The 21,633-nt window shown below is 35.7% G+C and carries 29 protein-coding genes and 1 pseudogene; 1 reads left to right on the top strand and 29 read right to left on the bottom strand.

All coding sequences use genetic code 11. The features are described from left to right. Window positions 1-39: 39 nt before the first annotated feature. The 29 genes and pseudogenes from ACXYMZ_RS10390 to ACXYMZ_RS10530 all read right to left on the bottom strand — a co-directional run bounded on the left by ACXYMZ_RS10390 (window position 40) and on the right by ACXYMZ_RS10530 (window position 20,813). Window positions 40-399, bottom strand: coding sequence for a rhodanese-like domain-containing protein (locus tag ACXYMZ_RS10390; RefSeq protein ID WP_458948335.1), 360 nt, complete (start codon window positions 397-399; stop codon window positions 40-42). A 4-nt stretch (window positions 400-403) separates the two neighbouring features. After that, the gene (locus ACXYMZ_RS10395) at window positions 404-700 is read right to left on the bottom strand and encodes a rhodanese-like domain-containing protein (protein WP_458948336.1); all 297 of its coding nucleotides are present in this window, start codon (window positions 698-700) and stop codon (window positions 404-406) included. A gap of 64 nt (window positions 701-764) precedes the next feature. Beyond that, window positions 765-1,544, bottom strand: a pseudogene (locus ACXYMZ_RS10400) (sulfite exporter TauE/SafE family protein). 179 nt (window positions 1,545-1,723) lie between these two features. Next, the gene (locus ACXYMZ_RS10405) at window positions 1,724-1,951 is read right to left on the bottom strand and encodes a sulfurtransferase TusA family protein (protein WP_458948337.1); all 228 of its coding nucleotides are present in this window, start codon (window positions 1,949-1,951) and stop codon (window positions 1,724-1,726) included. A 50-nt stretch (window positions 1,952-2,001) separates the two neighbouring features. Further along, entirely contained in the window at window positions 2,002-3,129 is a 1,128-nt protein-coding gene (locus ACXYMZ_RS10410) for an MBL fold metallo-hydrolase (protein ID WP_458948338.1), read from the bottom strand. Between the two features lie 78 nt (window positions 3,130-3,207). Beyond that, entirely contained in the window at window positions 3,208-3,603 is a 396-nt protein-coding gene (locus tag ACXYMZ_RS10415; RefSeq protein ID WP_458948339.1) for a DsrE/DsrF/DrsH-like family protein, read from the bottom strand. Window positions 3,604-3,615: 12 nt separating this feature from the next. Beyond that, window positions 3,616-4,167: a rhodanese-like domain-containing protein gene (locus tag ACXYMZ_RS10420; RefSeq protein WP_458948340.1), complete on the bottom strand. Its 552-nt coding sequence runs from the start codon at window positions 4,165-4,167 to the stop codon at window positions 3,616-3,618. A gap of 260 nt (window positions 4,168-4,427) precedes the next feature. Next, entirely contained in the window at window positions 4,428-4,643 is a 216-nt protein-coding gene (gene ccsA / locus ACXYMZ_RS10425; protein ID WP_458948341.1) for a cytochrome c biogenesis protein CcsA, read from the bottom strand. Then, a complete protein-coding gene (locus ACXYMZ_RS10430) occupies window positions 4,643-5,281 on the bottom strand; it encodes a redoxin domain-containing protein (RefSeq protein WP_458948342.1) in 639 nt (212 codons plus the stop codon). Before ACXYMZ_RS10430 ends, ccsA begins: the two co-directional genes overlap by 1 nt. A 63-nt stretch (window positions 5,282-5,344) precedes the next feature. Then, window positions 5,345-5,911 (bottom strand): TlpA family protein disulfide reductase, encoded by a 567-nt coding sequence (locus tag ACXYMZ_RS10435; RefSeq protein WP_458948343.1) that lies wholly within the window; start codon window positions 5,909-5,911, stop codon window positions 5,345-5,347. Between the two features lie 88 nt (window positions 5,912-5,999). Then, entirely contained in the window at window positions 6,000-6,314 is a 315-nt protein-coding gene (locus tag ACXYMZ_RS10440) for an OsmC family protein (RefSeq protein WP_458948344.1), read from the bottom strand. 379 nt (window positions 6,315-6,693) lie between these two features. Continuing rightward, window positions 6,694-7,251 (bottom strand): ribosome hibernation-promoting factor, HPF/YfiA family, encoded by a 558-nt coding sequence (hpf, locus tag ACXYMZ_RS10445; protein WP_458948345.1) that lies wholly within the window; start codon window positions 7,249-7,251, stop codon window positions 6,694-6,696. A gap of 242 nt (window positions 7,252-7,493) precedes the next feature. Next, window positions 7,494-7,850 carry a flagellar protein FliT gene (locus ACXYMZ_RS10450; RefSeq protein WP_458948346.1) on the bottom strand — a complete coding sequence of 119 codons (357 nt, stop codon included), beginning with the start codon at window positions 7,848-7,850 and terminating at the stop codon, window positions 7,494-7,496. Beyond that, entirely contained in the window at window positions 7,847-8,248 is a 402-nt protein-coding gene (gene fliS / locus ACXYMZ_RS10455; RefSeq protein ID WP_458948347.1) for a flagellar export chaperone FliS, read from the bottom strand. Before fliS ends, ACXYMZ_RS10450 begins: the two co-directional genes overlap by 4 nt. A gap of 20 nt (window positions 8,249-8,268) precedes the next feature. Continuing rightward, a complete protein-coding gene (gene fliD / locus ACXYMZ_RS10460; protein WP_458948348.1) occupies window positions 8,269-9,792 on the bottom strand; it encodes a flagellar filament capping protein FliD in 1,524 nt (507 codons plus the stop codon). 13 nt (window positions 9,793-9,805) lie between these two features. Next, window positions 9,806-10,192, bottom strand: coding sequence for a flagellar protein FlaG (gene flaG / locus ACXYMZ_RS10465; RefSeq protein ID WP_458948349.1), 387 nt, complete (start codon window positions 10,190-10,192; stop codon window positions 9,806-9,808). Window positions 10,193-10,403: 211 nt separating this feature from the next. Further along, window positions 10,404-10,634: a carbon storage regulator CsrA gene (gene csrA / locus ACXYMZ_RS10470; protein WP_458948350.1), complete on the bottom strand. Its 231-nt coding sequence runs from the start codon at window positions 10,632-10,634 to the stop codon at window positions 10,404-10,406. After that, window positions 10,634-11,074, bottom strand: coding sequence for a flagellar assembly protein FliW (gene fliW / locus ACXYMZ_RS10475; RefSeq protein ID WP_458948351.1), 441 nt, complete (start codon window positions 11,072-11,074; stop codon window positions 10,634-10,636). Before fliW ends, csrA begins: the two co-directional genes overlap by 1 nt. Before the next feature lie 29 nt (window positions 11,075-11,103). Then, a complete protein-coding gene (locus tag ACXYMZ_RS10480; protein WP_458948352.1) occupies window positions 11,104-11,661 on the bottom strand; it encodes a DUF6470 family protein in 558 nt (185 codons plus the stop codon). Window positions 11,662-11,738: 77 nt separating this feature from the next. Continuing rightward, entirely contained in the window at window positions 11,739-12,707 is a 969-nt protein-coding gene (gene flgL, locus ACXYMZ_RS10485; RefSeq protein WP_458948353.1) for a flagellar hook-associated protein FlgL, read from the bottom strand. A 9-nt stretch (window positions 12,708-12,716) separates the two neighbouring features. Beyond that, entirely contained in the window at window positions 12,717-14,258 is a 1,542-nt protein-coding gene (gene flgK, locus ACXYMZ_RS10490) for a flagellar hook-associated protein FlgK (RefSeq protein WP_458948354.1), read from the bottom strand. Window positions 14,259-14,328: 70 nt separating this feature from the next. Continuing rightward, window positions 14,329-14,811, bottom strand: coding sequence for a flagellar protein FlgN (locus ACXYMZ_RS10495; protein WP_458948355.1), 483 nt, complete (start codon window positions 14,809-14,811; stop codon window positions 14,329-14,331). An 18-nt stretch (window positions 14,812-14,829) separates the two neighbouring features. Then, window positions 14,830-15,090, bottom strand: coding sequence for a flagellar biosynthesis anti-sigma factor FlgM (gene flgM / locus ACXYMZ_RS10500; protein WP_458948356.1), 261 nt, complete (start codon window positions 15,088-15,090; stop codon window positions 14,830-14,832). 134 nt (window positions 15,091-15,224) lie between these two features. Continuing rightward, the gene (locus ACXYMZ_RS10505; protein WP_458948357.1) at window positions 15,225-15,644 is read right to left on the bottom strand and encodes a TIGR03826 family flagellar region protein; all 420 of its coding nucleotides are present in this window, start codon (window positions 15,642-15,644) and stop codon (window positions 15,225-15,227) included. A gap of 34 nt (window positions 15,645-15,678) precedes the next feature. Then, entirely contained in the window at window positions 15,679-16,362 is a 684-nt protein-coding gene (locus tag ACXYMZ_RS10510) for a ComF family protein (protein ID WP_458948358.1), read from the bottom strand. Between the two features lie 3 nt (window positions 16,363-16,365). Continuing rightward, window positions 16,366-17,496: a DEAD/DEAH box helicase gene (locus ACXYMZ_RS10515; protein WP_458948359.1), complete on the bottom strand. Its 1,131-nt coding sequence runs from the start codon at window positions 17,494-17,496 to the stop codon at window positions 16,366-16,368. 352 nt (window positions 17,497-17,848) lie between these two features. Next, window positions 17,849-18,691: a DegV family protein gene (locus tag ACXYMZ_RS10520; RefSeq protein ID WP_458948360.1), complete on the bottom strand. Its 843-nt coding sequence runs from the start codon at window positions 18,689-18,691 to the stop codon at window positions 17,849-17,851. 208 nt (window positions 18,692-18,899) lie between these two features. Continuing rightward, the gene (locus ACXYMZ_RS10525; protein ID WP_458948361.1) at window positions 18,900-19,592 is read right to left on the bottom strand and encodes a response regulator; all 693 of its coding nucleotides are present in this window, start codon (window positions 19,590-19,592) and stop codon (window positions 18,900-18,902) included. Window positions 19,593-19,667: 75 nt separating this feature from the next. Further along, entirely contained in the window at window positions 19,668-20,813 is a 1,146-nt protein-coding gene (locus tag ACXYMZ_RS10530) for a sensor histidine kinase (protein ID WP_458948362.1), read from the bottom strand. 163 nt (window positions 20,814-20,976) lie between these two features. On the opposite strand from ACXYMZ_RS10530, the gene ACXYMZ_RS10535 reads away from it, so the two are divergent. Next, window positions 20,977-21,624 (top strand): YigZ family protein, encoded by a 648-nt coding sequence (locus ACXYMZ_RS10535; RefSeq protein ID WP_458948363.1) that lies wholly within the window; start codon window positions 20,977-20,979, stop codon window positions 21,622-21,624. Window positions 21,625-21,633 lie beyond the last annotated feature (9 nt).

Consider the following 21,633-nt stretch of genomic DNA (forward strand, 5'->3'; position numbering starts at 1 on the left):
GAAAATTAAACTGGTTTGAAATTGGATGTTATTCTTCTCTTAGAACCATGCACCCATGCCGCCTTTAACATTATAAATTTTTTCAAAACCATTTTTCTTAAGAATTCTTGCTGCTTTAGAGCTTCTCATTCCACTTTGGCAAACTAAAACAAACTCTTTTTCTTTATCGAATTTATCTATTTTACTTGCCAGTTCAAACAACGGAATATTTTTAAATGGTTTTTTATGGTTTGCTTTATACTCTCCAGGCGTACGCACGTCAATAAACTCTACGTTTTTATCCTTGAACTTATTTTTTGCGTCTTGAACACTTATATTCATAATTCCTTTAGCTGGCATTAACCGGTAGATGAAAAATGCAATAATTAGAATGAGTAAAATCCATTGAATGGTAGTCATTTTATTATTCTACTTCCCCGTTCCAATCGAGCATACCACCTGCTAGATTTGTTACATTATAGCCATTTTGACTAAGAAGCTGACATGCCTTACCGCTTCTTCCACCTGAACGACATACCATATAGTAATGTTTACTTTCATCTAATTCATGTAAGCGATCTAGAACTTCCCCTAGAGGAATATGCATTGCACCCGGAATTATTCCAGAGGCAACTTCTTCATCTTCTCTAACATCAATAATAAGTAGTTTTTCACCTGATGCTAATTTTCCCTCTAATTCTTCTGCTGTAATTTCGTTCAATTTTAAATACCTCCTAATCAACTGTTTCTATCATTATATAAATGAGACCATATGCTGTTTTATTTTACAATAGAATATCAAACCAGATTTTTACTGCTGTACCTGCAATCATAAATGCTAAAATTACTTGTAAAACTTTTGTATTCATTTTTTTACCCATTTTAGCTCCGAGTGGTGCTGCTAGTATACTTGCCACAATCATAATAATTGCTGGCCAATAATCTACTTGACCGGTAGCGAGTTTTCCTACACTTCCACCAATTGAAGATATGAAGGTTACTGCCAAACTCGTTGCGATTGTCATTCTTGTTGGTATGTGTAGTACTGTCAACATGATAGGTACGAGCAAGAATCCGCCTGCAGCCCCTACAATCCCGGATGCGATTCCAACTAGCAATGCTAATATTGCTGCAAGTGGCTTATTAAAAGTCACTTTATTTAGCTCTATATCGTCTAATTGCTTTTTAGGTAGAACCATCATTATAGCGGCAATTATTGCAAGCGTACCATACACGACATTTACGGATTGTTCTGCGAGATAAACAGAACCATAACTACCGATTAGGCTGCCAACTAAGATTGCTGCACCCATATACATAATTAATTGCTTGTTAAGATATCCGCCTTTTCGATACGCCCAAACCCCAGCAAGCTAAGCAAATAATACTTGGACAGCACTAATGCCTGAAACTTCGTGTGCGGTAAAAGCAGTTAAACTAAATAATGGTGGAATATATAAAAGCATCGGGTATTTAATAATAGAACCACCAACACCTAACATTCCAGATAAAAATGATCCAAAAAATCCAATTGCAAATACAACGATGATAAACGTTATATCCATGGAACAACCTTCTCTCTAAAATGAACAAAGGCATATTCGCCCGTTCAGTAGCGTACATTCTACCCCCATAGGTCATGGGGATAGAAACCACTGACGGTATACGTTAGCCACAATGCTACAATTTCTAAAATCTTCTATTCTAAAAGCGAATTGGGGTTCTACTTGATATTAAATTCTGTTTACGCTTTTTTAATGTAGAAATAGAAAATATCTTCATCTGCCCGTTGCTCTAATAAATTATGTCCACCAGATTTCACCCATGCTGCAATATCATTTTGCGAACCTTTATCCGTTGCAAGTACTTCAAGTATTTCTCCAGAGTCAATTGTGTCAATCGCTTTCTTTGTTTGTACGATAGGCATTGGACATGCAAGCCCTTTTGCATCTACTGTTTTTTTAATATCCATTTTGCATTTCTCCTTCTATAAAAATCTTGGAATACAACTATTTGTAATCTTTATCGGACCGCACATCGATTTGGGCCGATTTCCATTTCAGTCTGTTCATCATTTTCAGGGATCATTTTACCCATATTCACTTGGCGAATTTGCTCGTGTGAATTTGGTTGTGGTGGCAAGTTATCTGTTACAGCACGACGGAATTGTTGTTCATTTTCAATATTTAATCCATGATTTTCTTTAAACAAATCTCCTAAACGCTTTGCTACTGAACCATCTTCATTTAATTCATCAATTATCATAAAGTGTGCAGGTAAAACAATTAGGTCTTCAGATAATTTTCGGTAACGAGAATATAATGTTTCACGCAAGTCGCCTACCCAGTCATCAGCAGCCCCTGCTAAATCTGGACGACCTATCGAGTCAATAAATAAAATATCACCTGTTAACAAGAAAGTATCATCAACCATAAACGATGTGGAACCGATTGTATGCCCTGGTGAGTATATTGCGGTTACATTCATTTCTGATGCACCAATTTTTACATTCAAACCATCTGTTAGTTCGCTATATTCAAATGTTACTTCCGTTGCATCTTCTGGTGGCAGGTAATAAGTTGCTCCTGTAGCAGCCGCGATATGACGGCCACCTGAGATATGATCTGCGTGTAAGTGTGTATCAAATACATGTTTAATTTTCACACCTTTTGCTTGTGCAAAATCAATGAATACGTCTGTAAAGCGGACCGCATCGATAATCGACGCTTCCCCTTCAGAGATAACCATGTAAGATAAGCACCCTTTTCCTAAACGAACAAATTGATACAGTTCACCGCCACTTTTTAAATCAGCTACTTTTACTGGCTCAAGATAACTGCTCCAAGACTTCATTCCACCCTCGAGATAAGCCACTTCAAAATCTTTTTCAGCTATCATTTCGGCTACCATGACGGAAGATCCTTCTTTTGCACAAACAACTAGAATTTCTTTGTCAGTTGGAAGTTGTGTGATGATATCTTCTACACCATCTAATAGTTCAAAGTATGGAATATTTAAATATTCGAAGTTAGCCCCTTCAATTTTCCAATCATGGAAAGCGTCTTGATTGCGTACATCTAAAATAAAAAGCGCTTCATTATTAATAACTTTTCTAGCAATTTGTGAAGCATTCCACTTTTGTAGTACCATCTTTACCGATACCCCCTCAAGTATATAAATTATAAGTTGCAGTGGGTATATTCCCACTGCATAAAATTATTTATCTAATTAGAATGTTAATGATGGTGCAGCGTCTTTGGCAAATTCAATAAATGTTACTGCTCCACCAACTTTAATTCCTTCAACGAAGTCTTCTTTTGTTAGCCCCATTACGTCCATTGTCATTTGACATGCAACAAATGTAACTCCGAGATCCTGCGCCATACCAACTAGTTCTAGAATGGTAGGTGTATTAGATTTTTTAAAACCTTCAGCAAAGTGTTCCTTTCCTTCTGGCATTTCTAAATGGTTCATACCCTCTTTGTGTATTAAGTTCAGCCCTTCAAACGTGAAAAAGATTTGTACCTCTTTTTCTGACGCTGCCGCCGCTGTTGCAATATTGAATACTTTATATGCATCAAACAATCCACCATTTGATGCGATGATCGCTACTTTTTCTGACATAATAAATTCCTCCTAGATTTCTTTTTTTATTTTACCGTTCCACTCATTCATGCCTGGTAGAACGTTATACACTTTTGTAAATCCATTATTTGCTAAAAGTTTTGACGCTAAGTCAGAGCGACTTCCTGTTCGGCAAATCACATAAATCTCTTGCTCTTTATCCAGATCTACGATGCGAGATTCTAGTTCTCCTAAAGGAATGGAATGTGCACCTTCAATATGACCAAATGCATATTCGGCTGCTTCGCGTACATCTAAAATTAATCCAGTACGAGAATCTAATTCACTAGGTGAGATAGTAGAATCAAATGGTTCTTCAATTTCTAGCTCATCCGAGCCCTTGCGAATGTAGTGAAGAAGAGTTTCGCCTTCTTCCACTGTTCCAAGATATTGATGGCCAACCGAACGAGCCCAGGCAGCTAAGTCTGCTTTTGAACCTTTGTCAGTTGCCTGAACTTCCAAAACTTCACCATTTTCAATATCTGTGATTATTTTTTTAGTTTTTACAACTGGCATTGGACAAGCAAGCCCTTTTGTATCTAGATGATGATTCACCTTAATCATAAAATTACCCCCCTCGGTATTATTAATACAATACCTAGAATATACCCCCACGGGTAAGTTGTCAACTGATTTATTCTATTCTTTTTAGAAAAAGAGAATATAAAAGTAGTACGACCCTTTTTGGTGTACTACTTTTTAATTTTTGTCGTTTCTTCTCTAGCAAAGCCACATCACTTAGTTTCGATAAAATTTAAATTAAGCGTATGAATGTATACCAGCCAGCACCAAGTTAACAACAATAATATTAAACATAATAACCGCTAACCAAGCTGATTTTTCCCATGCCATCCTCTGGATAATCTTAGATGAAAGAATGCAGCATAGAAGAAAAAGGTGATAAGCGCCCATACTTCTTTCGGACCCCATCCCCAAAAACGCACCCAAGCAGCTTCTGCCCAAATGGAGGCGAAGATTAATCCTCCCAATGTGAATAGTGGGAAACCAATCGCGACGGAACGATAAACAATCTCATCCATTAAATTTGGACTAATCCTTTAAGAAGTGGTTGTATACCTGCCGCCACTCTTTTTCGTAAAATAAGTCGGGTGATGATGTACATAATAAAACCTATTGAAAATGACCATATAATTGTATTTAGTTTTCTGGCTGCGTTTTCTCCTTTAAACCGGCTAGGTGTTTCAAATAGTGGTTCCATTTTGTCTTGTGCCATCTCACCATTAGTTGGACTGACGATTGCTGGCATATTATACTTTTCTATTTTCACATCCCCTTCTTCTGGGACTAAAAACGAAACATTATAATCCAAAGCATTAAATGTGGTAGAGACAATAACAAAACCTGTTGCTGCAAACAAGTTGAGCTCAATATCATCTTGGTATTCTCTATATAATGCTTCCATATAAGCCAATTGTGATTCACAGGGCTCGCAATAACTTGCCCAGAAATTAATCACGACACCTGTGCCTTCTAATTCACTAAGCCGCATAAGCGTTTCTTCATGATTCTCATTTAACTGAGTTAACTCAAAATCAGATGTTTTACTCCCAGTCTTCAACTTACTGCTGTCACTTGTTATATTCATAAACAGCACATAGATGATGGCTGATAAAATAACAATTAGCGTACTCAGACGGAAAATAAAACTTCGTTTCATCTTCTCTTGTTTATTTTTATTTCTAATGTTCAAACCCAGAAAAGATACACCTCTTCAAAATAACTAATCCATTGAATCAAATTGTTCAACTAACATGTCATAATTGAGTGCACCTATTGCCATTGCATCAATTGTTCCATCTGTATTGATAAAATATGAAGTTGGCAGAGCAAATGCTTCATAGTTTGCCGTTATATTCGTCGATTCATCAAGTGGTATGGGAAATGAAACATTGAATTCATTAAGAAAGTCTTCCACATCTGCCATATTTGTTTCTGTCTCAAGTAGATTGACAGCCACAATAACACCATCGCCTACTTCGTCATAATAACGTTGCATATCCGGCATTTCTGCACGGCATGGAGGACACCAAGTAGCCCAGAAGTTCAACAAAACTTTTTCCCCACGAAGATCCGATAATCTTAATATCTCACCATCCATCATCTTTAGCTCAAAGTCTGGCGCCAACATACCAGATTTTAATCCCGTTTCAAGGTTTGAGTCATTATCTAACCCAGTACTTTCCATCTTTTCGGTCATTTCATCTTTCGAATTTCCACTTATAATATAGTCAGTTATTACCCAGCCAACTGCAACAAATAATACAACGATAACGATCCACTTTTTCACTTTCTTACCTCCTTTTATATTGATAAACTATTTCTCTACTCAAGCCATCATAAATCTCGAGTATGAAACTTTCATGAATATAATGAGTTCAATAAAAAAACAAGGCTTTCTGTTTCATTCGCCTTGTTTTAATTTCATAGGTTCCTGTAATATCTATACTCTTCTCTACAGATTGAACCATCGAACAATTTTTACGGGCAATTACTCCAGCCTTTTCAATTTTTTCTTTGTTAAGATTTTCTCCTGTCACAGTAAAATGAAGATGCATCTTTTCGATTCGGTTTGCTTCTGCTACATTCCGCACTATTTGAACAGATATATCTATATCCGTAAATTCAATCCGCATTTTATTCATCACAACCTTGAATGCAGAAGAGCTACAACCTGCAATAGAAGCAATCATCAACTGATAAGGTCGAAAGCCATGAGAAGAATTAGAAGAGATTGCTTAATTCACCATATTCCGTTTCCATCATATTCCCGCGATCTGTCATTTTAAGTTTCATTATATTATTTACTCCTTCTATAATTTCTAATTTCTTATTTTACGCGTTCTTTGTGAATGTTTGATGAAAACGTAAAAATATTTATAGAAAATAAACTATCGTGCAATTATGTCAGAAAAACACTGCAACTTGTTCGGCTCTCTGTAAAATGATTTTGATTATTTAATCGGTAAATGATTTACACCCTATAGCAGACTTTTATCTAGGAAATCGTCAGGTTTAGTACATAAAAAAAGACGATTCTAATGAGAATCGTCTTATCGTACATTTTAAATATTATAATGTTGGTTCAATTAGTCCGTATTTGCCATCGTTACGACGGTAAACAACGTTTGTTTCACCAGAAACATCATTTGTAAATACAAAGAATGAGTGTCCTAGCATGTCCATCTGTAGGATTGCTTCTTCAGAATCCATTGGTTTCAAATTAAAACGTTTTGTACGTACAATTTCCAGTTCATCTGAATCCTCAGCAAGCTGTTTGTCAGCTGCTTCTTTTTCCATTTCTGCAAATGCGTGCTTTGCAGCTCCACCTTGACGTGATTTACGATTTACTTTTGTTTTATACTTACGAATTTGGCGCTCAAGCTTATCCACAACTAGGTCAACAGCTGCGTAAAGATCAACGTGCTGAACTTCCCCTCTTAAAAGCAGGTTTGTCATTGGAATTGTAACCTCAATACGCTGTTCTTCATTATAGACACTTAAATTTACATGAACATCAGATGTAGGGGTAGAATCGAAATAGCGCTCAAGTTTGCTAATTTTCTTTTCCACGTACTCTTTAATAGCCCCGGTCACCTCAATATTTTCGCCTCGAATGTTAAATTTCATAAAAGTGTCCTCCTTTTTTCTTTATAATTATATTATACTACTATTTCCCTTCCTTTACCTCTATAAACTTTGGTTTTCTTTACAGGAAAAAGAGTTTCATATGTTAAACCTTATGGAATCAATGGTTAGAGATTTACATTAAGAAAATAAACTTTACAATTATTAATATTTTTCTGTAAAAATCATCGAAAAGTGTCGAAAATAAGAAAAAGCAATGTGATTTAAACACAATGCTTTTTTAATTAGTTTTTACTGTCTAAATATGTTCCATCAGAAACTTGGACAGATTTATATGGATTTGTATAGGAAGCTTGAGATTTTTTCTGTTTTTGAACATGTTGCATCTCTTGCTTCAAATCAGAAAAAAGTTTCTGCATCTCTTCTTCTATCGATATATTTAGACGATAAATTTCCTCACCTAAAGTTTGTTCTTCTTTCGTATATGGCGGTTTCAATAATTCCATCCATTTTCCACGTTCGGTTATCTTTTCGTTTAAATCCTCGATAACCTCTTCACGGTTTTTCGATGAGATATCTTGCTCTAATAGCTTACTAATATCCACCGTTATCTCATATACCTTTTTTATTCGTTCATTCATACGCCTGCGCCTTGAGCGAATTGCTGTTTGCGATGCGTAATTAATACCTGCTTCCAAGTATCACGGAATTCAGTAACTAGTCCTAATACTTCTTCAAGCTTCTGTTTATCATTGTCTATATTCGCTTGCATAAGCTGCGTCAACATAAACTCATAGAGCGGTTGAAATTGCTTTGAAATTTCAACTTTTGGATCCAGAGTGATTAACAGCTCGCGAATAATATTTTGTGCTTTTTGGATATTTGTATTTTTACTTTCAAAATCCTTAGCATCTACATTTTTAATTGCTTGTTTAATGAACTTAATACATCCATTATAAAGCATTAATGTAAGTTCCCCACCTGAGGCAGTATTTACTGAGTTGTTCTGATAAGTTTTGTAAGCATTATTCACTGACATTTATTCTTTTCACTCCTTCATTACATCTGGTTGCCGCCGAAGCCCATTAACATTGCTGATTGATTATTCATCATGGAAATTGCACGTTCCATAGCTGTAAATTGTCTCCAGTAACGATCTTCCACTTGCTTCATACGATCTTCAAATGCACTAATACGATTTTCCATCGTTTTAAGCTCGCGACCCATTGTGTACATTTCATTTGTGAATGAACCTTTACCAGCACGGTCTTCGATACGTTTTATTGTGTTTTCAAGGGAATCTTCTACACGATTTAATAGTCCACGCTCGGAACCTTCAGCACTATTCAATAAGAGATTACGAACACCTTCTGAATCATCTTCAAGTGCTTTTCTGAGGTCAGCTTCATTTATTTCAAGCTTTCCGCCATCCATATAATCTCTCGTAGTTGAAATTCCAATTTGACTTAGAATGTTAAAACTACTGCTATTATCAACACTTGTAGACCAAATTGATCGCATACTTGTTAACGCACTCGGAATTAGTGATTCACCTTTTAACAAACCACTTTTCGCTTTCTCTTCCCATAACTCGATTTGCTTTTCACTCATCTCTTCCATTTGAGCTTCTGTTAATGGAGGAAAATCACGGTAGACAGGTTCGTTTTGTGAACCGTTTAGCGTTTCGATTAGTTCGTTGTATTTGTCGACGAATTTTGTGATGTTTTCAACTGATTTATCAATATCATTTGCTACTGAAAGTGTTGCGCCTTCTGGTCCAGTAACGTCATTGAATGTAAAGGTCATTCCGTTTAGTGTGTAGCGGTTGTTTTTGGATGTGAGTTCGACTGAGTCATTATATTTAAAGACAGCATCATCTCCACCACTTTCAACAGAATGTCTCATGCCGAGTACGTTAGTGAATAAGGAACTTTCTCCGGTCTTAAAACCAATTTCTGCACCTTCGAATGGACCTTCTTTTGGATTATAATCACCAGACCTTTTGGTTTCCATTACAAATTGACCAGATACTTCATCGTAGAATGCTCGAATATTTTTATCTGATTCGTTAATTTTCTTAATAACTGAATCTATTGTATCGTCAGCAGTAATTGTAAAGGAGCGCTGTTGCATTCCAGCTTCTAAACCTTTCTCTTGGTTTGCTTCACCGTAAGTATAAAAACTAATTTTTTGATTAGCTAATGCTTTGATTTCTTGGTTAAGTTCATCGGTACTTAATTTATTATTGCCTGTATTACCGACATTAATCGCAGTCGACGCTAGCTGTGTCACAGCAATCTTATAAGACCCTTCATTCGCTGAAGATGATCCAGTGGCAGTAATTGCCCCAGGCATTGTTGATGTCACTGTTTTTGGATTGATAACATTACTATTTAGTCGCATGTCTGTAATCATACGTTCAAGTTCTGATATTTGCTTGTTAACGTCACGGAAAGCATCACGTTGCCATTCCATTTTCGTTCTGTTTTGCTCTAGTTTATCTAGTGGAATTCGTTCCGCAGCCATTAATTCACGGATAATATTTTCTGTATCAATTCCACTAGCTAATCCTCCTATACGCATTCCATTCACGTCCTTAGATTTTTTGATCTACAAGAAGTCCCATGAATTCTGCCATTGCTGCATACATATCAAGGAATTTCTTTGGTGGTATTTCTTTAATTATTTCATCAGTTTCTGAATCAACGACAGATACATAATATTTATTAAGTTTATCGTGGAGTTCAAATTTTAGATTCCGACGAGTCGGCTCCAAAAAGTCATTCATTTTTTCAATTGCATCAAAAAGGTCTTCTTTACGAATTTTAACATCTGGATATTTCTCATATAATTTACTTTCTACTGTAACTTTCTCGCTTGATGTTTGAATAGATTGATCCGCTTCTACTTTAGGTGTAGATTTCACATCATTCCTAAAAAAGACTTGCGATCCTCCCAATTTATCTATTGCCATCTTCCCCATTCCCTTCCACCTATTATCGTAGATTAACTAGCTGTGCTAACCCTACTTTTATAACTAATGGTAAAAAAATACTTGTAAGGCCCAACAGCCGATAATCGCCCGATTCGTTCAACTAACATTCAATGGAAAACTCGCCCCTACGTGAATGAAGTTTCACTTGTTCTGTTCTTTATATCGGCAAATAAACCATAATGTAAAGGGTTATTTGAATTTATTTATCCTCGGTCTTTTGGTTCATTAGTTTTAATAAATCAAGTGTAACGTTTGCAGCGGCGCTATTCTGTTCTTGGATATCTACATATAATTCTTTTCGATAAATATCGACAGATTTAGGAGCTGAGATGCCAATTTTAATTTGCTCCCCTTCAATTGCGAGTACCTTAATTTCAATGTCGTCACCAATTTGAATAGATTCATTATTTTTTCGTGTAAGTACTAGCATTATTTGGCCTCCGTTCCTTGAGTTGTGAGGCTTGCTTTAGACGAATAGTCATTGTCATTCAAGATATATTGCTTTCCCTTTAAAGTTCTAGTATTGAGTACAATCGGCGCCCGAAGATTAATAGTACTCTCAGAAAAAGGCTGCTTTAAAGTAACAATGGTATAAACTGCTACCTCTTCTTGTTTTTCAATTTCTAACTGTTGAAGTAGCTCATCATCTAATTTTAATGAATAGTCCGTATAAAAAAGATAAGGATTTGTGATAACAAACGCTAGAGAGCTTGTATTTACGGATTGTAGAATTTGAAAGGCGTTATTGTCTGGTAAATCTAAAATGATAAAAGAAGATTCATCAGGAAAACCTGGAAGTCCTTTAGAAAAACGGATAATTTTGTCCTCATCTATTTGTACTTCGCCAAGGTATTTTGTTTCAAGATTCAATCGGTTTCTTCCTCTCTAATTGCAGTTTTTTATATATTTTCAAATGAAATGTTCAAATAGTTCTTTTGCAATAAGCTCGTTTCCACTCCACCAGCTTCATAATTAAATTGCGGTTTAAACGTTTGTGCTTGGATAATCGGTTTCTTTGTTTCTACATTTATGTGAACCTCTGAAGGTTGGTAATCTGTTTTGACTGAAAAATGAGATGGGATAAATTTAATCCCTAGTTCTTTCATCGGCTCTAAATTAATCCTCTTTGCTTGCGCAGCAAATGGATTTCCACCGTTTTCAATAGACATCATTTCTCTACCTTCTCTTGCAACTCTTGCAGTTCCTTCTTTAACAGCCTGCATTCCCTCAGCAGCAAACTTATCATTTCTTCTGAGAATGGACATGAGATCCATATCTTCCCAAGCTCTTGTTTGATCGATGGATAGCTTTGAAGGTGTTGTCCTTATTGAAACCTCGGCATGTGGTTGTTGAATCTGCATTTTTGGTAATTCTTGTTTTATATGTACTTTTGCATCTGTCTGGTTAATTTGGATTTTTGCAAACTGCGACTCCATCCGTATTTGTGGAACACGCATGCCCTTCACCCCTATTACTTATCGTTATTATGCAGAAAACCCTTGATCCATTTCGGGGACAAGGGTCGTTCCTGCCATTATCTCAGAAAATCTAATAATGTTGGTTGAATAATTTGTGAACCACTTGATAGTGCCGCACGGTGAATACTTTGTTGTGTGATTAGATTTGTAATTGCTTCAGCGTAGTTTACATCTTCGTTCTTAGATAATGTAGCCGTTGCGATCACTTTTTGATGACTCAAACGGTTTTCAACTAGTTCTAAGCGATTCATTCTTGCGCCGAGGTCTGCTCTAGTGTTAATGACCTTATCAATATATTTATCTATGTTTGTAATACCCTGGTCTATGTTTTCTGGTGTCTCACTCTCTAAATTATCAATAAAGTTTTGAATTGTTGAAAACATATCATCTACTGGTACTACTTCGCCATTTTCTAAAATTGTTTCCATCCCACCAAAGAGTTCACTCCCACGCACATTTACATCGAAATGAGTTCCACTTGAAACTTCAATTGAAACATTATTTTGATTAAATGACGAATGGTTGGTTGAAGTTACAGTTCCATCTTCATCAACAGTTGCATAAATTATGTTCCCATCGTCATCTAACTTAATTGGTGCAACATCTGTATCAGTTCCGTTAAAAATATACTTACCATTTACATTTGTATTAGCTAAATCAACTAAGTCTAATTTTATTTGCTTTACTTCTTCAGCAATATTTTTAAGTTCCGTTCCAGAATAAGTTCCGTTACTAGCCTGTACCGCTAAATAACGGATTCTATCTAGACCTCTTGTCATCTGTTCCATTGCAGCATCAGAATTATCGAACCAGTTATGAACTTCGTTTGTATTTCTTTGATATTGTTCAACCTTTGCAAGTTCAGTACGATAATTCATTCCGTTCATTGCAGCAACTGGGTCATCTGAAGGTCGATTTATCTTCTTACCTGTATTCAATTGATCCATATATTTATCAAGTTCACCGTAACTTTTGTTTAAATTCTTTAATAAATTAGTGGAAATCATACTTTGTGTTACACGCATTATTTAAACCTACCTTCCTACAAGACCCATATTATTTATAATACGATCTAATAATTCATCTGTCGCAGTCATACTTCTTGCCGCAGCATTGTATGCATGTTGAAACTTAATCATGTTAGTCATTTCTTCATCTAAAGAAACGGAAGAGATTGAATCTCTTTGTCTACTGATCTGTGAGAGCAAAACGCCTGTGTTCTCGCTCATTCTTAAAGAATCCTCCATTTTAACAGCAAGATTTCCGATGACTGATCCATAATAATCTTTAACTGAAGTACTTCCGTTTGCAAAGTCAAGAATTTCCTCAAAGACTTTTGCAAGCTCTAATGCGCTCGACCCATCTCCACCAGTACCATCTTCAGTAGCTCTAATTAAACTTGGATTACCTTGTATCACAGTATTCACAGAAATTTCTCCGGTATCTTCATCAATTTCAAAAAATGGAGGGTAAGTAACAGAATTAATAGGGTTACCATAATTGGTTTGAACCTCATTAAATCTGACTGTTAAAACATCTGCTATATTTTTTAAAGTACCCAACATTTCTATATAGTCGCCATTAACAACTGTAGTTCCACCTTGGTCTACCTCATATCCATATGTTTGAATTAAAGAATGTATGGTGCCTCTTTGTAAACCTTCCGTTATGTTAACTCCACCTAAGGGTGTACCAACTGGATCTCCATTCTCTGTTAACTCTGCATATATTTGTAGCGTAGATAAAGGTGGTGGATTAATACCGGTTCCATACTCTAAAGACAACTGATTATATCCATGAGTTTGGTCCATTCTTCCTTCAACAAGAACCTCTCCTCCTGTCCTGATCGTTACCAATCCCTCTGCCATTGCCTGAGTAGTCGGACTCGATGCTGACACTTCAACTTCAATATCAATCATTTGTGATAACTGGTTGATTAGTGAATCACGGCGATCGTATAAGTCATTAGGTAAATAACCGTTAATTTCTAATTTTTTAATTTGGTCGTTCAATTCGTGAACGTTTTCTAAGATAGTGTTTGCACGGTCTACAGTTGTATCTAGTTCTTTCTTCAAGTCTGTTCTTATTTGAGTAAGTGATTCATTATAATAGTTAAATGTATCTGCTAGAGCAATCCCTCTTTGAACAACAACAGATCTAGCACCTGCATTCGTTGGGTTTACAGCTAGATCCTGTAGTGAATTCCAGAATTGATCCATTGTTGCTGAAAGACCTGTATCATTTAGTTCGTTCATTAAGTTTTCCATACGTCCTAAAGCATCTGCACGTTTTTCCCAATAGCCCGCAAGACTGTTTTCTCCGCGGAATTGTAAATCTAGAAATTCATCTCGAATACGTTGAATAGAACCGGCCTCAACACCAGTTCCAATCTGTCCAGGAATCCCAGGTCTATTTCTAGCTGCTGCTGGATAAGCAATGTCAGCTTCAAAGTTCACACGTTGGCGTGAATATCCTTCTGTATTTGCGTTTGCAATATTATGTCCTGTTGTATATAAAGCAGACTGTTGCGTGAACAGTGCTCGCTTAGCTAATTCTAAACCGTGAAAACTACTCATATCGTTTTACTCCTTTTTCAAAGTCAAAAGTACTTATGCATTTTAACTTTATTTCTAAACTAAATTCTACTTAAGCCTTGGAATCAAAAACCGATCTTCCTGGTTCCTCTAAATCAGATTGATCTCCATAATTGAGATTCTTTAGACTTGGGCTTAGTAAATCTAATGAAACCTGGACAAATTGCATCGATTGGTTTATCAATGCCATATTAAGCTGTTCATTTGCTTTCAAATTCGTGATTGCTTTTGTCAGCTTAATCGTTACTTGTTCCAATGCTTCCTTTTCTTGTTTATCTGTTAATTTTTCTAATATGTCTGTTACACTAGCATCTTCAACTGAATCGTTATTAGCTATATACCAAGCTTTCACAACTTCTCTTCGTTCGTTTTCCGCTTGTTCTACTTGGCGAATTAGTTTTCTTTCTTTAACAATCAGTTTTTGAATTTTTTCAATCGAGCCTTCTTTTATAATCTCTGTTTTTTGCTCAGAAAATAGGAGTAATTCTTCATGTAAAGCTACTAATTTCTCAAGCGAATTAATAATTTCATTCATGGATGGAATAATCCTCCTTTATTTCCTCCAAAAGTCGATCATCTTTTGAGCCGTTTGTTCGTAATCAACTTTGTATTGACCAGAGTCTACTTGCTGTTTTATCTCTTCCACATATGCCGCTCGCTTTGCAAGTGGTGGCTTATTCTCTTGAAGTTTCAACGCCTCTTTGGAGATTTGTAGTTCATCTGACTTATGGCTAGACTTTTTAAGATCTACTTGTTTTTGAATTTGCTGTTTATAAGGATTAAAATTTGTTTGATTTGGTCCATTAATCTTCATATAACTTTCTCCTCTCACCTTTTTATACATGCCCTTTTTTACGGACTATAGATTGTTTTATATATTTTCATATTCAATTCTTTATCTGTTATATATTATATTATCGGCTATTTTTCATAATTATAAAGGAAAATTTATTTATCGCGTTTACTCATTGTAAAATAAACATTTTTTCTTTCCTGCTCTGCACGCTCTTTCATTTTCTTTTCATCTTCTTCAAACTGTGACAGATCTTTTTTTAGTTCGTCTGAGCAATTGCTGCAAAGCTTTCCTTTATTTATATCAGCGCCACATCTTTCACAAGGGTAAGCTAACATTGGAAAGTCTTTCGGTGTTAATCTTTTTTCTTTTACAAATTTAATAATTAGTTCTTCCTCTACTTCTGTCGCTTCTACAATTTCAGTTATCGTCGCTTCTCTATTTTTTCTAATTCTCAAGAATTCATATACCTTCTGAAAAGCATCTTCTTCTTCGCGGTAGCAATTTTGACAAATATCTCGAATTGTCTTAACAAACACAGCCTCACATCGAGCGCAATTTGCTAGTTCTGCCATAGGTCTTCCCCTCTTTTATCGATTATCATATTTTTTATCCACGGATTAATGTAAATGAATAGACAGCGGGACAGCCACTTTCTTTTAAAACTTGGGCTGCGCGTCTTAATGTTGTACCTGTTGTATATATATCATCGACTAAAATCACTGGTTTGTTAATAGTTTGATGCAAAGTAAATGGATTTTCGGCCTGAATTCTTTCTTCTCGTGTCAGTTTAGACTGTTTTTCTGCATGTTTTCGATTAAGGAGTTGGATTTTCTTTCCAGGCATAATATTAGCAAGTGCTTCCGCTTGATTGAATGCTCTTTCTTTCAATCTTTCATTACTCAAAGGAATTGGTGTAATCAACGCTTCACGTAATACTCTTTTATAAATCTTCATGAATTCCTTTTCTACGTATGGTTTAAAAGCATCTACCAGGATATAATCTCCCCGATATTTCCACCGCGCAATCATTTCTTGCATGAAGTCATTATAATGAAAAACAGAAAAGTTACTATCTAATGGATCTCCTGCAGACCCCTGCTCCCACCACTTACAATCGTAACATATATATAACTTCGTTTCTCTGCTACATTTTCTGCACCTATTACCTTTTAGAAATTGAAGGTTGTCACTACAACTATCACATAAAGTTGTTGTTGTTGTTCTCGGATATATAAAATTACTCCAGTCAATTTCGGTTTGATTAGCTTCATTACACCACAAGCAATTCATCTATTAAAATCCACCTCGTTTATTCATATCTTTAATCATATAAATTGCTGAAACCATTGCTTCTGTTTTACCTTCATGAAAAAAGATCACTTCTCCATCTGGATCTGTTGCACTTCTGCCAGCACGACCCGCAATTTGGACAAGCGCTGCTTCATCAAATACTTGGTGTCCCGCATCTAATATCGCAACATCTACGGATGGGAATGTAACCCCTCTTTCAAGGATTGTAGTAGTAAGCATGATTTTGAGTTTCTTTTCTCTAAAAGCTTGAACTTTTTCTTCTCGTTTGGAATCTTCAGAATGAACAGATGTTATTTCTGTCTTATTTGAGATAAATCCATTTTCTAGGAAATACTCTTTGAAAACAGCATTCAACTCTTTAGCCATTGTAATCGTTGGGGTAAATATGAGAAGTTGTCGTTTTGGGACTTTTCGATTCATAAACCAAGTAATAAAACTCCGGGGAACCTTTTTTGCTTTTAAATCCTTTATTAAAGCTAAACTCAGTCTCATTTTAGGAACAGGTAAGGCATGTCCGTGGTAGCGTGTTGGGACAAAATGAAAGGGTAATTTCTTGTTTTTCATCTTTATTTTTTGTTCTTTTCGAGGGGTAGCTGTGAGGTAAATTTTGGAATTGGTCGGTTTACAAGCTCTATTGGCTGCAAATACGAGCATGGGATCTTTGTGATACGGGAACGCATCGATCTCATCAATAATCATCACATCAAAGGCATGTTGGAAACGAAGAAGTTGATGTGTGGTAGATAATATCAATTGAGCGTCTGTATGTTTATCCTTGCTTCCTCCGTAAAGTGCAGCAATCGGTGTCCCTGCAAAAGCTTGTTCAAATCTTGGTTTCAATTCGCGAACAACATCAGCTCTTGGTGTTGCTAGGCAAACACGCTTACCTTGTTCTAAGGCTAAAGCTACTCCATGAAAAAGCATCTCTGTTTTCCCCGCGCCAGTAACCGCCCAGATGAGAAGCTCTTCTTGTTGCTGAAATATAGCCATTTTTATTTTTTCACTAGCATCCTCTTGTCCAGCTGTTAATTCCCCTTGCCAAGTGCAAGAGTTTGCACGTTTTGGCCACTCAAATTCTGGTCCAGACCAAGCATATAAATATTCACATTCCATGATTCTACCCATTTCAATGCATTTTCTACAGTAAAAATGTGTCTTATTACAAATTCCACAAGGGATTTTTCCAAACAGTTGGGGGTTTACATTATTGCAGCGTACACAATGTGGAAAGAATAGGTGTTTTTTTATAGCTGGTGTTTCTCGGAGGTATTTCATTTCTAGGAGTTTGTTGATGGTATGAGACTCGAGAGGGATTTCTTCTTTTCTTAAAAGCTTTCTGCTTAGCGTTTTTGAGATTTCATGGGGTATTAAATCTTCCAATATGAATTGCTCCCTTCTATATTTATATAAAAATTACAGAATGCAAATCTTTTGAATTAGCATTCTGTAATGATGATATGTAGCTTTATTTTTCATACCAGCCGACTCCTACAGCATCTTCACCAAGATGTGTGCCGATTACTGGCCCGAAGTATGAAACAACCGTTTCAATATGTGGGTATTTCTCTTTAAATGCGGCTTCTACCTCTTTTGCTGATGCTTCATTATTTGCATGGATAAAGGTAACTTTTAGATCCTTGCCTGCTGCCGCATCTTCTTCTAGCATTCCTATGATTCGGTTAATCGCTTTTTTACGTGTACGAATTTTTTCAAAAGGTACGATTTTTTTGTCTACAAAGTGTAGAATTGGTTTTACTTGAAGTAAACTGCCTACCAGTGCTTGTGCGTTTGATAGTCTGCCTCCACGTACCAGATTCGTTAAATCATCAACCATGAAATATGCTTTCATGTCTTTTTTAATAGTATTTAATCGTTCCATAATTTCTTCAGGGGTTTTGTTGTCTTTCACCATTTGTACCGCTTCAAGTGCGTAAAATGCTTGTACATAACAACTAACTTCGGAATCAAACGTATACAAATCAATTCCATCAACCATTGTTCCAGCACTAGTAACTGTTTCATACGTGCCACTAACTCCACTCGAAAGATGAATTGAAATAACCGCATCATAATCTTCTGCTAGTTGTTCTAACTTTTTCGTTACATAGCCAATAGAAGGCTGTGAGGTGGTAGGAAGCATTTTAATTTCCTTGAGCTTTTTATAAAATTCCTCCGAGGTAATATCAATTTCTTCTTGATATGTTTCCTCACCAAACACAACACTCAATGGAACCATATGAATATTATGTTCGTCACGGACGTTTTTAGGAATGTAAGCCGTACTGTCTGTCATTACAGCAATTTTCATATTTTCTTCTCCTTCATTCTTAAATCATTTCCAAGCATTTATTTTTGTTCAAAAAAAATATATAAGATAATAGCAAAAAAAAATAGACTTCCATTTATATTTTACATGAAGTCTATAGAAAATTCATCATTTACTATAAAATTATATAAAGAACTGCTTTGGCATCATGAATATCCAAAGCAGTTGTTTATTTCATATACTTAAACCGTTACATTACTTCTACCCAACCATTACGAATCGCAGTTACTACTGCTTGTGTGCGGTCGTTCACATTCATTTTCTGTAAAATATTACTTACATGGTTTTTAACTGTTTTTTCACTAATATATAATGTTTCGGCAACGGCACGGTTACTTTTACCGTCAGCTAATAGTTGTAACACTTGGCACTCACGTTTTGTTAGGAGGTGAAGTGGTTTACGATATTCTACTGTACGTTCATTTTTTCCTGAACCACTTTCTGAAGCTAAACGACGATATTCTTTCACTAAGTTATGTGTAACTTTAGGATGTAAATAAGAACCACCTTCACTTACTACACGAATTGCTTCGATAAGAGAATCGGAATCCATCTCTTTCAAAAGATATCCTTGAGCACCTGTCTTAAGCGCATGTGTTACATAACTTTCATCATCATGAATTGATAAGATAATAATTTTTGTGTCTGGAAAATAACGTACAAGATCAGCGGTCGCTTCAATTCCATTGATATTCGGCATATTAATATCCATTAATACGACGTCAGGATTATTTTCCTTCACCAGTTTAGAAGCTTCCGTACCATCGTCCCCTTCAGCAACAACTTTAAACTGAGGTTCAAACTCTAAAATGCGTTTTACACCCTCGCGAAATAATTTATGATCGTCAATTAATACTACTTTTATTTCTTTCTCTTTATCCATCTTTGCTTCCTCCCAGTAAACAGCTTTGACTAAAATTTTAAAATTAAGGTAAGTTAATTGCTTTAGTTGCTATAATTAATCTTCGTCATATAAATACGGTAACTTAATAATAACTGTTGTCCCTGCATTAGGTTGAGAATGGATATCTAATTCCCCGTTAAGCATCTGTACTCTCTCTCTCATACCAATTAAACCAAATGAATTTTCCTTTTTTATAGTTACGTCAAATCCCTTTCCATTATCTTTGACTACTAAGACAATAAAGTTACTTTCCACTTGTATTTTAATTTGGATTTCTGATGGGTCTGCATGTTTGACAGCATTTTGTACCGACTCTTGCAAAAGACGAAATAGCGCAACCTCATATTTAGATTGCAAGCGCTTGTCTTCACCTAAAACAACAAAATCAATAGATATTTTATGGAAATCCGATAAATTATCTATGTACTTTTTAATTGTAGGAATTAGTCCTAAATCGTCAAGTGCCATTGGTCTCAGATCGTAAATAATTCTTCTCACTTCATATAGGGAAGAACGAACCATTTCGCGCGTCTTTCTAAGTTCTTCAATTGCAATTTCTGTTGATTTTTCCTTAAGGGTACGTTCAATAATTTCTGAACGCAGGAGGATATTTGCAAGCATTTGTGCTGGTCCATCATGAATTTCTCTTGAGAGTCTGCGTCTTTCTTCTTCTTGGGCTTCGATAATTTTTAATCCAAACTCTTGTTTTTCTTTTGCTGATTCAATCATTTCATTCACTTGATAGAAATCAACCTGTAAATAATTTTCAATGACAGAGATTTTACTAACTAGGCCTTCTGCTCTATCGATTGTTTTCGATATTCGTAGTAGTCTTCGTTCAATTTCATCACGTTTTCTTCTTAGGTAATGTTCTTTATCTCTTAGTCGAATAAGTTCTGATTGTAAATTATGGGTATTTTCATACACATCATGGATATCTTTTTCAGAGTATTTATCAAAGTTCCTACTAACTTCAGCTAAGCGCTTCCTGGAATCTCTAACTTTTTTCTCCAACAGATCTCCTTGCTCTATATAATCTAGCACGAGTTGTTTTGTGTCCTGAAGCTCATTTTGTAGGAGTTCATACTCTCGCTTTGAGTCCTCACTAATATTAAATATCTCATCTTTACTATGTTGAACGGCACTTAACATGTCTTCTATCACACGGTCCATTGCCTTCTCACCGTTTTGTAACAACATACACAACACCAACCTATGCTATAATATACGTACAGTATTTCGAATTTCATGGGGTCAACATTCTAATTCATACTTAATTTATCCTATTTAAATGATTATATAATACTTTTTAATGAAGTTATGTGGATAAATTGCCCCAATGATTTATTTTAGGAGTGAATTTATGCTTACTCAATATTATACAGTAAAACATCAAGGGCAGGAAGAGCTTATCATACAGAAATCAAGATTTATCGGATATGTGCGCAGAGTAGAGTCTGAAGCAGAAGCCCTAGATTTCATTCAAGAAATTAAAAAAAAGCATCATGATGCGACTCATAACTGCTCCTGCTATATGATAGGGGAAACTAACCAGATTCAAAAAGCAAATGATGATGGAGAACCAAGTGGGACTGCTGGTGTTCCAATGCTAGAAGTTCTAAAAAAACAAGATTTAAAAGATACTGCAGTAGTTGTTACACGGTACTTTGGTGGGATGAAGCTTGGTGCAGGCGGACTCATACGTGCTTATGGTAGCGCAACAAGTCAAGCAATAAAAGCAACTGGAATCGTAAAGCGTCAATTAATGCAAGGTTTTTCCGTAACCGTCGACTACGGACTACTAGGTAAGATAGAAAACGCCTTACGTAACTCGGAATATATTATTGAGACGATTAATTATCTTGAACACGTAGAATTTATTGTTTACGTTCAATCTAGTGAAGAAGCAGCCTTTCAAGAGTGGATGGTAAATTTAACAAGTGATCAAGCAAAAATTAAATCTACAGATGAAAAATATTTAGAAATTGATGTGGAATCGACGTCGGAATAAAATTAAAAA

This window comes from Oceanobacillus sp. CAU 1775, assembly GCF_054482815.1.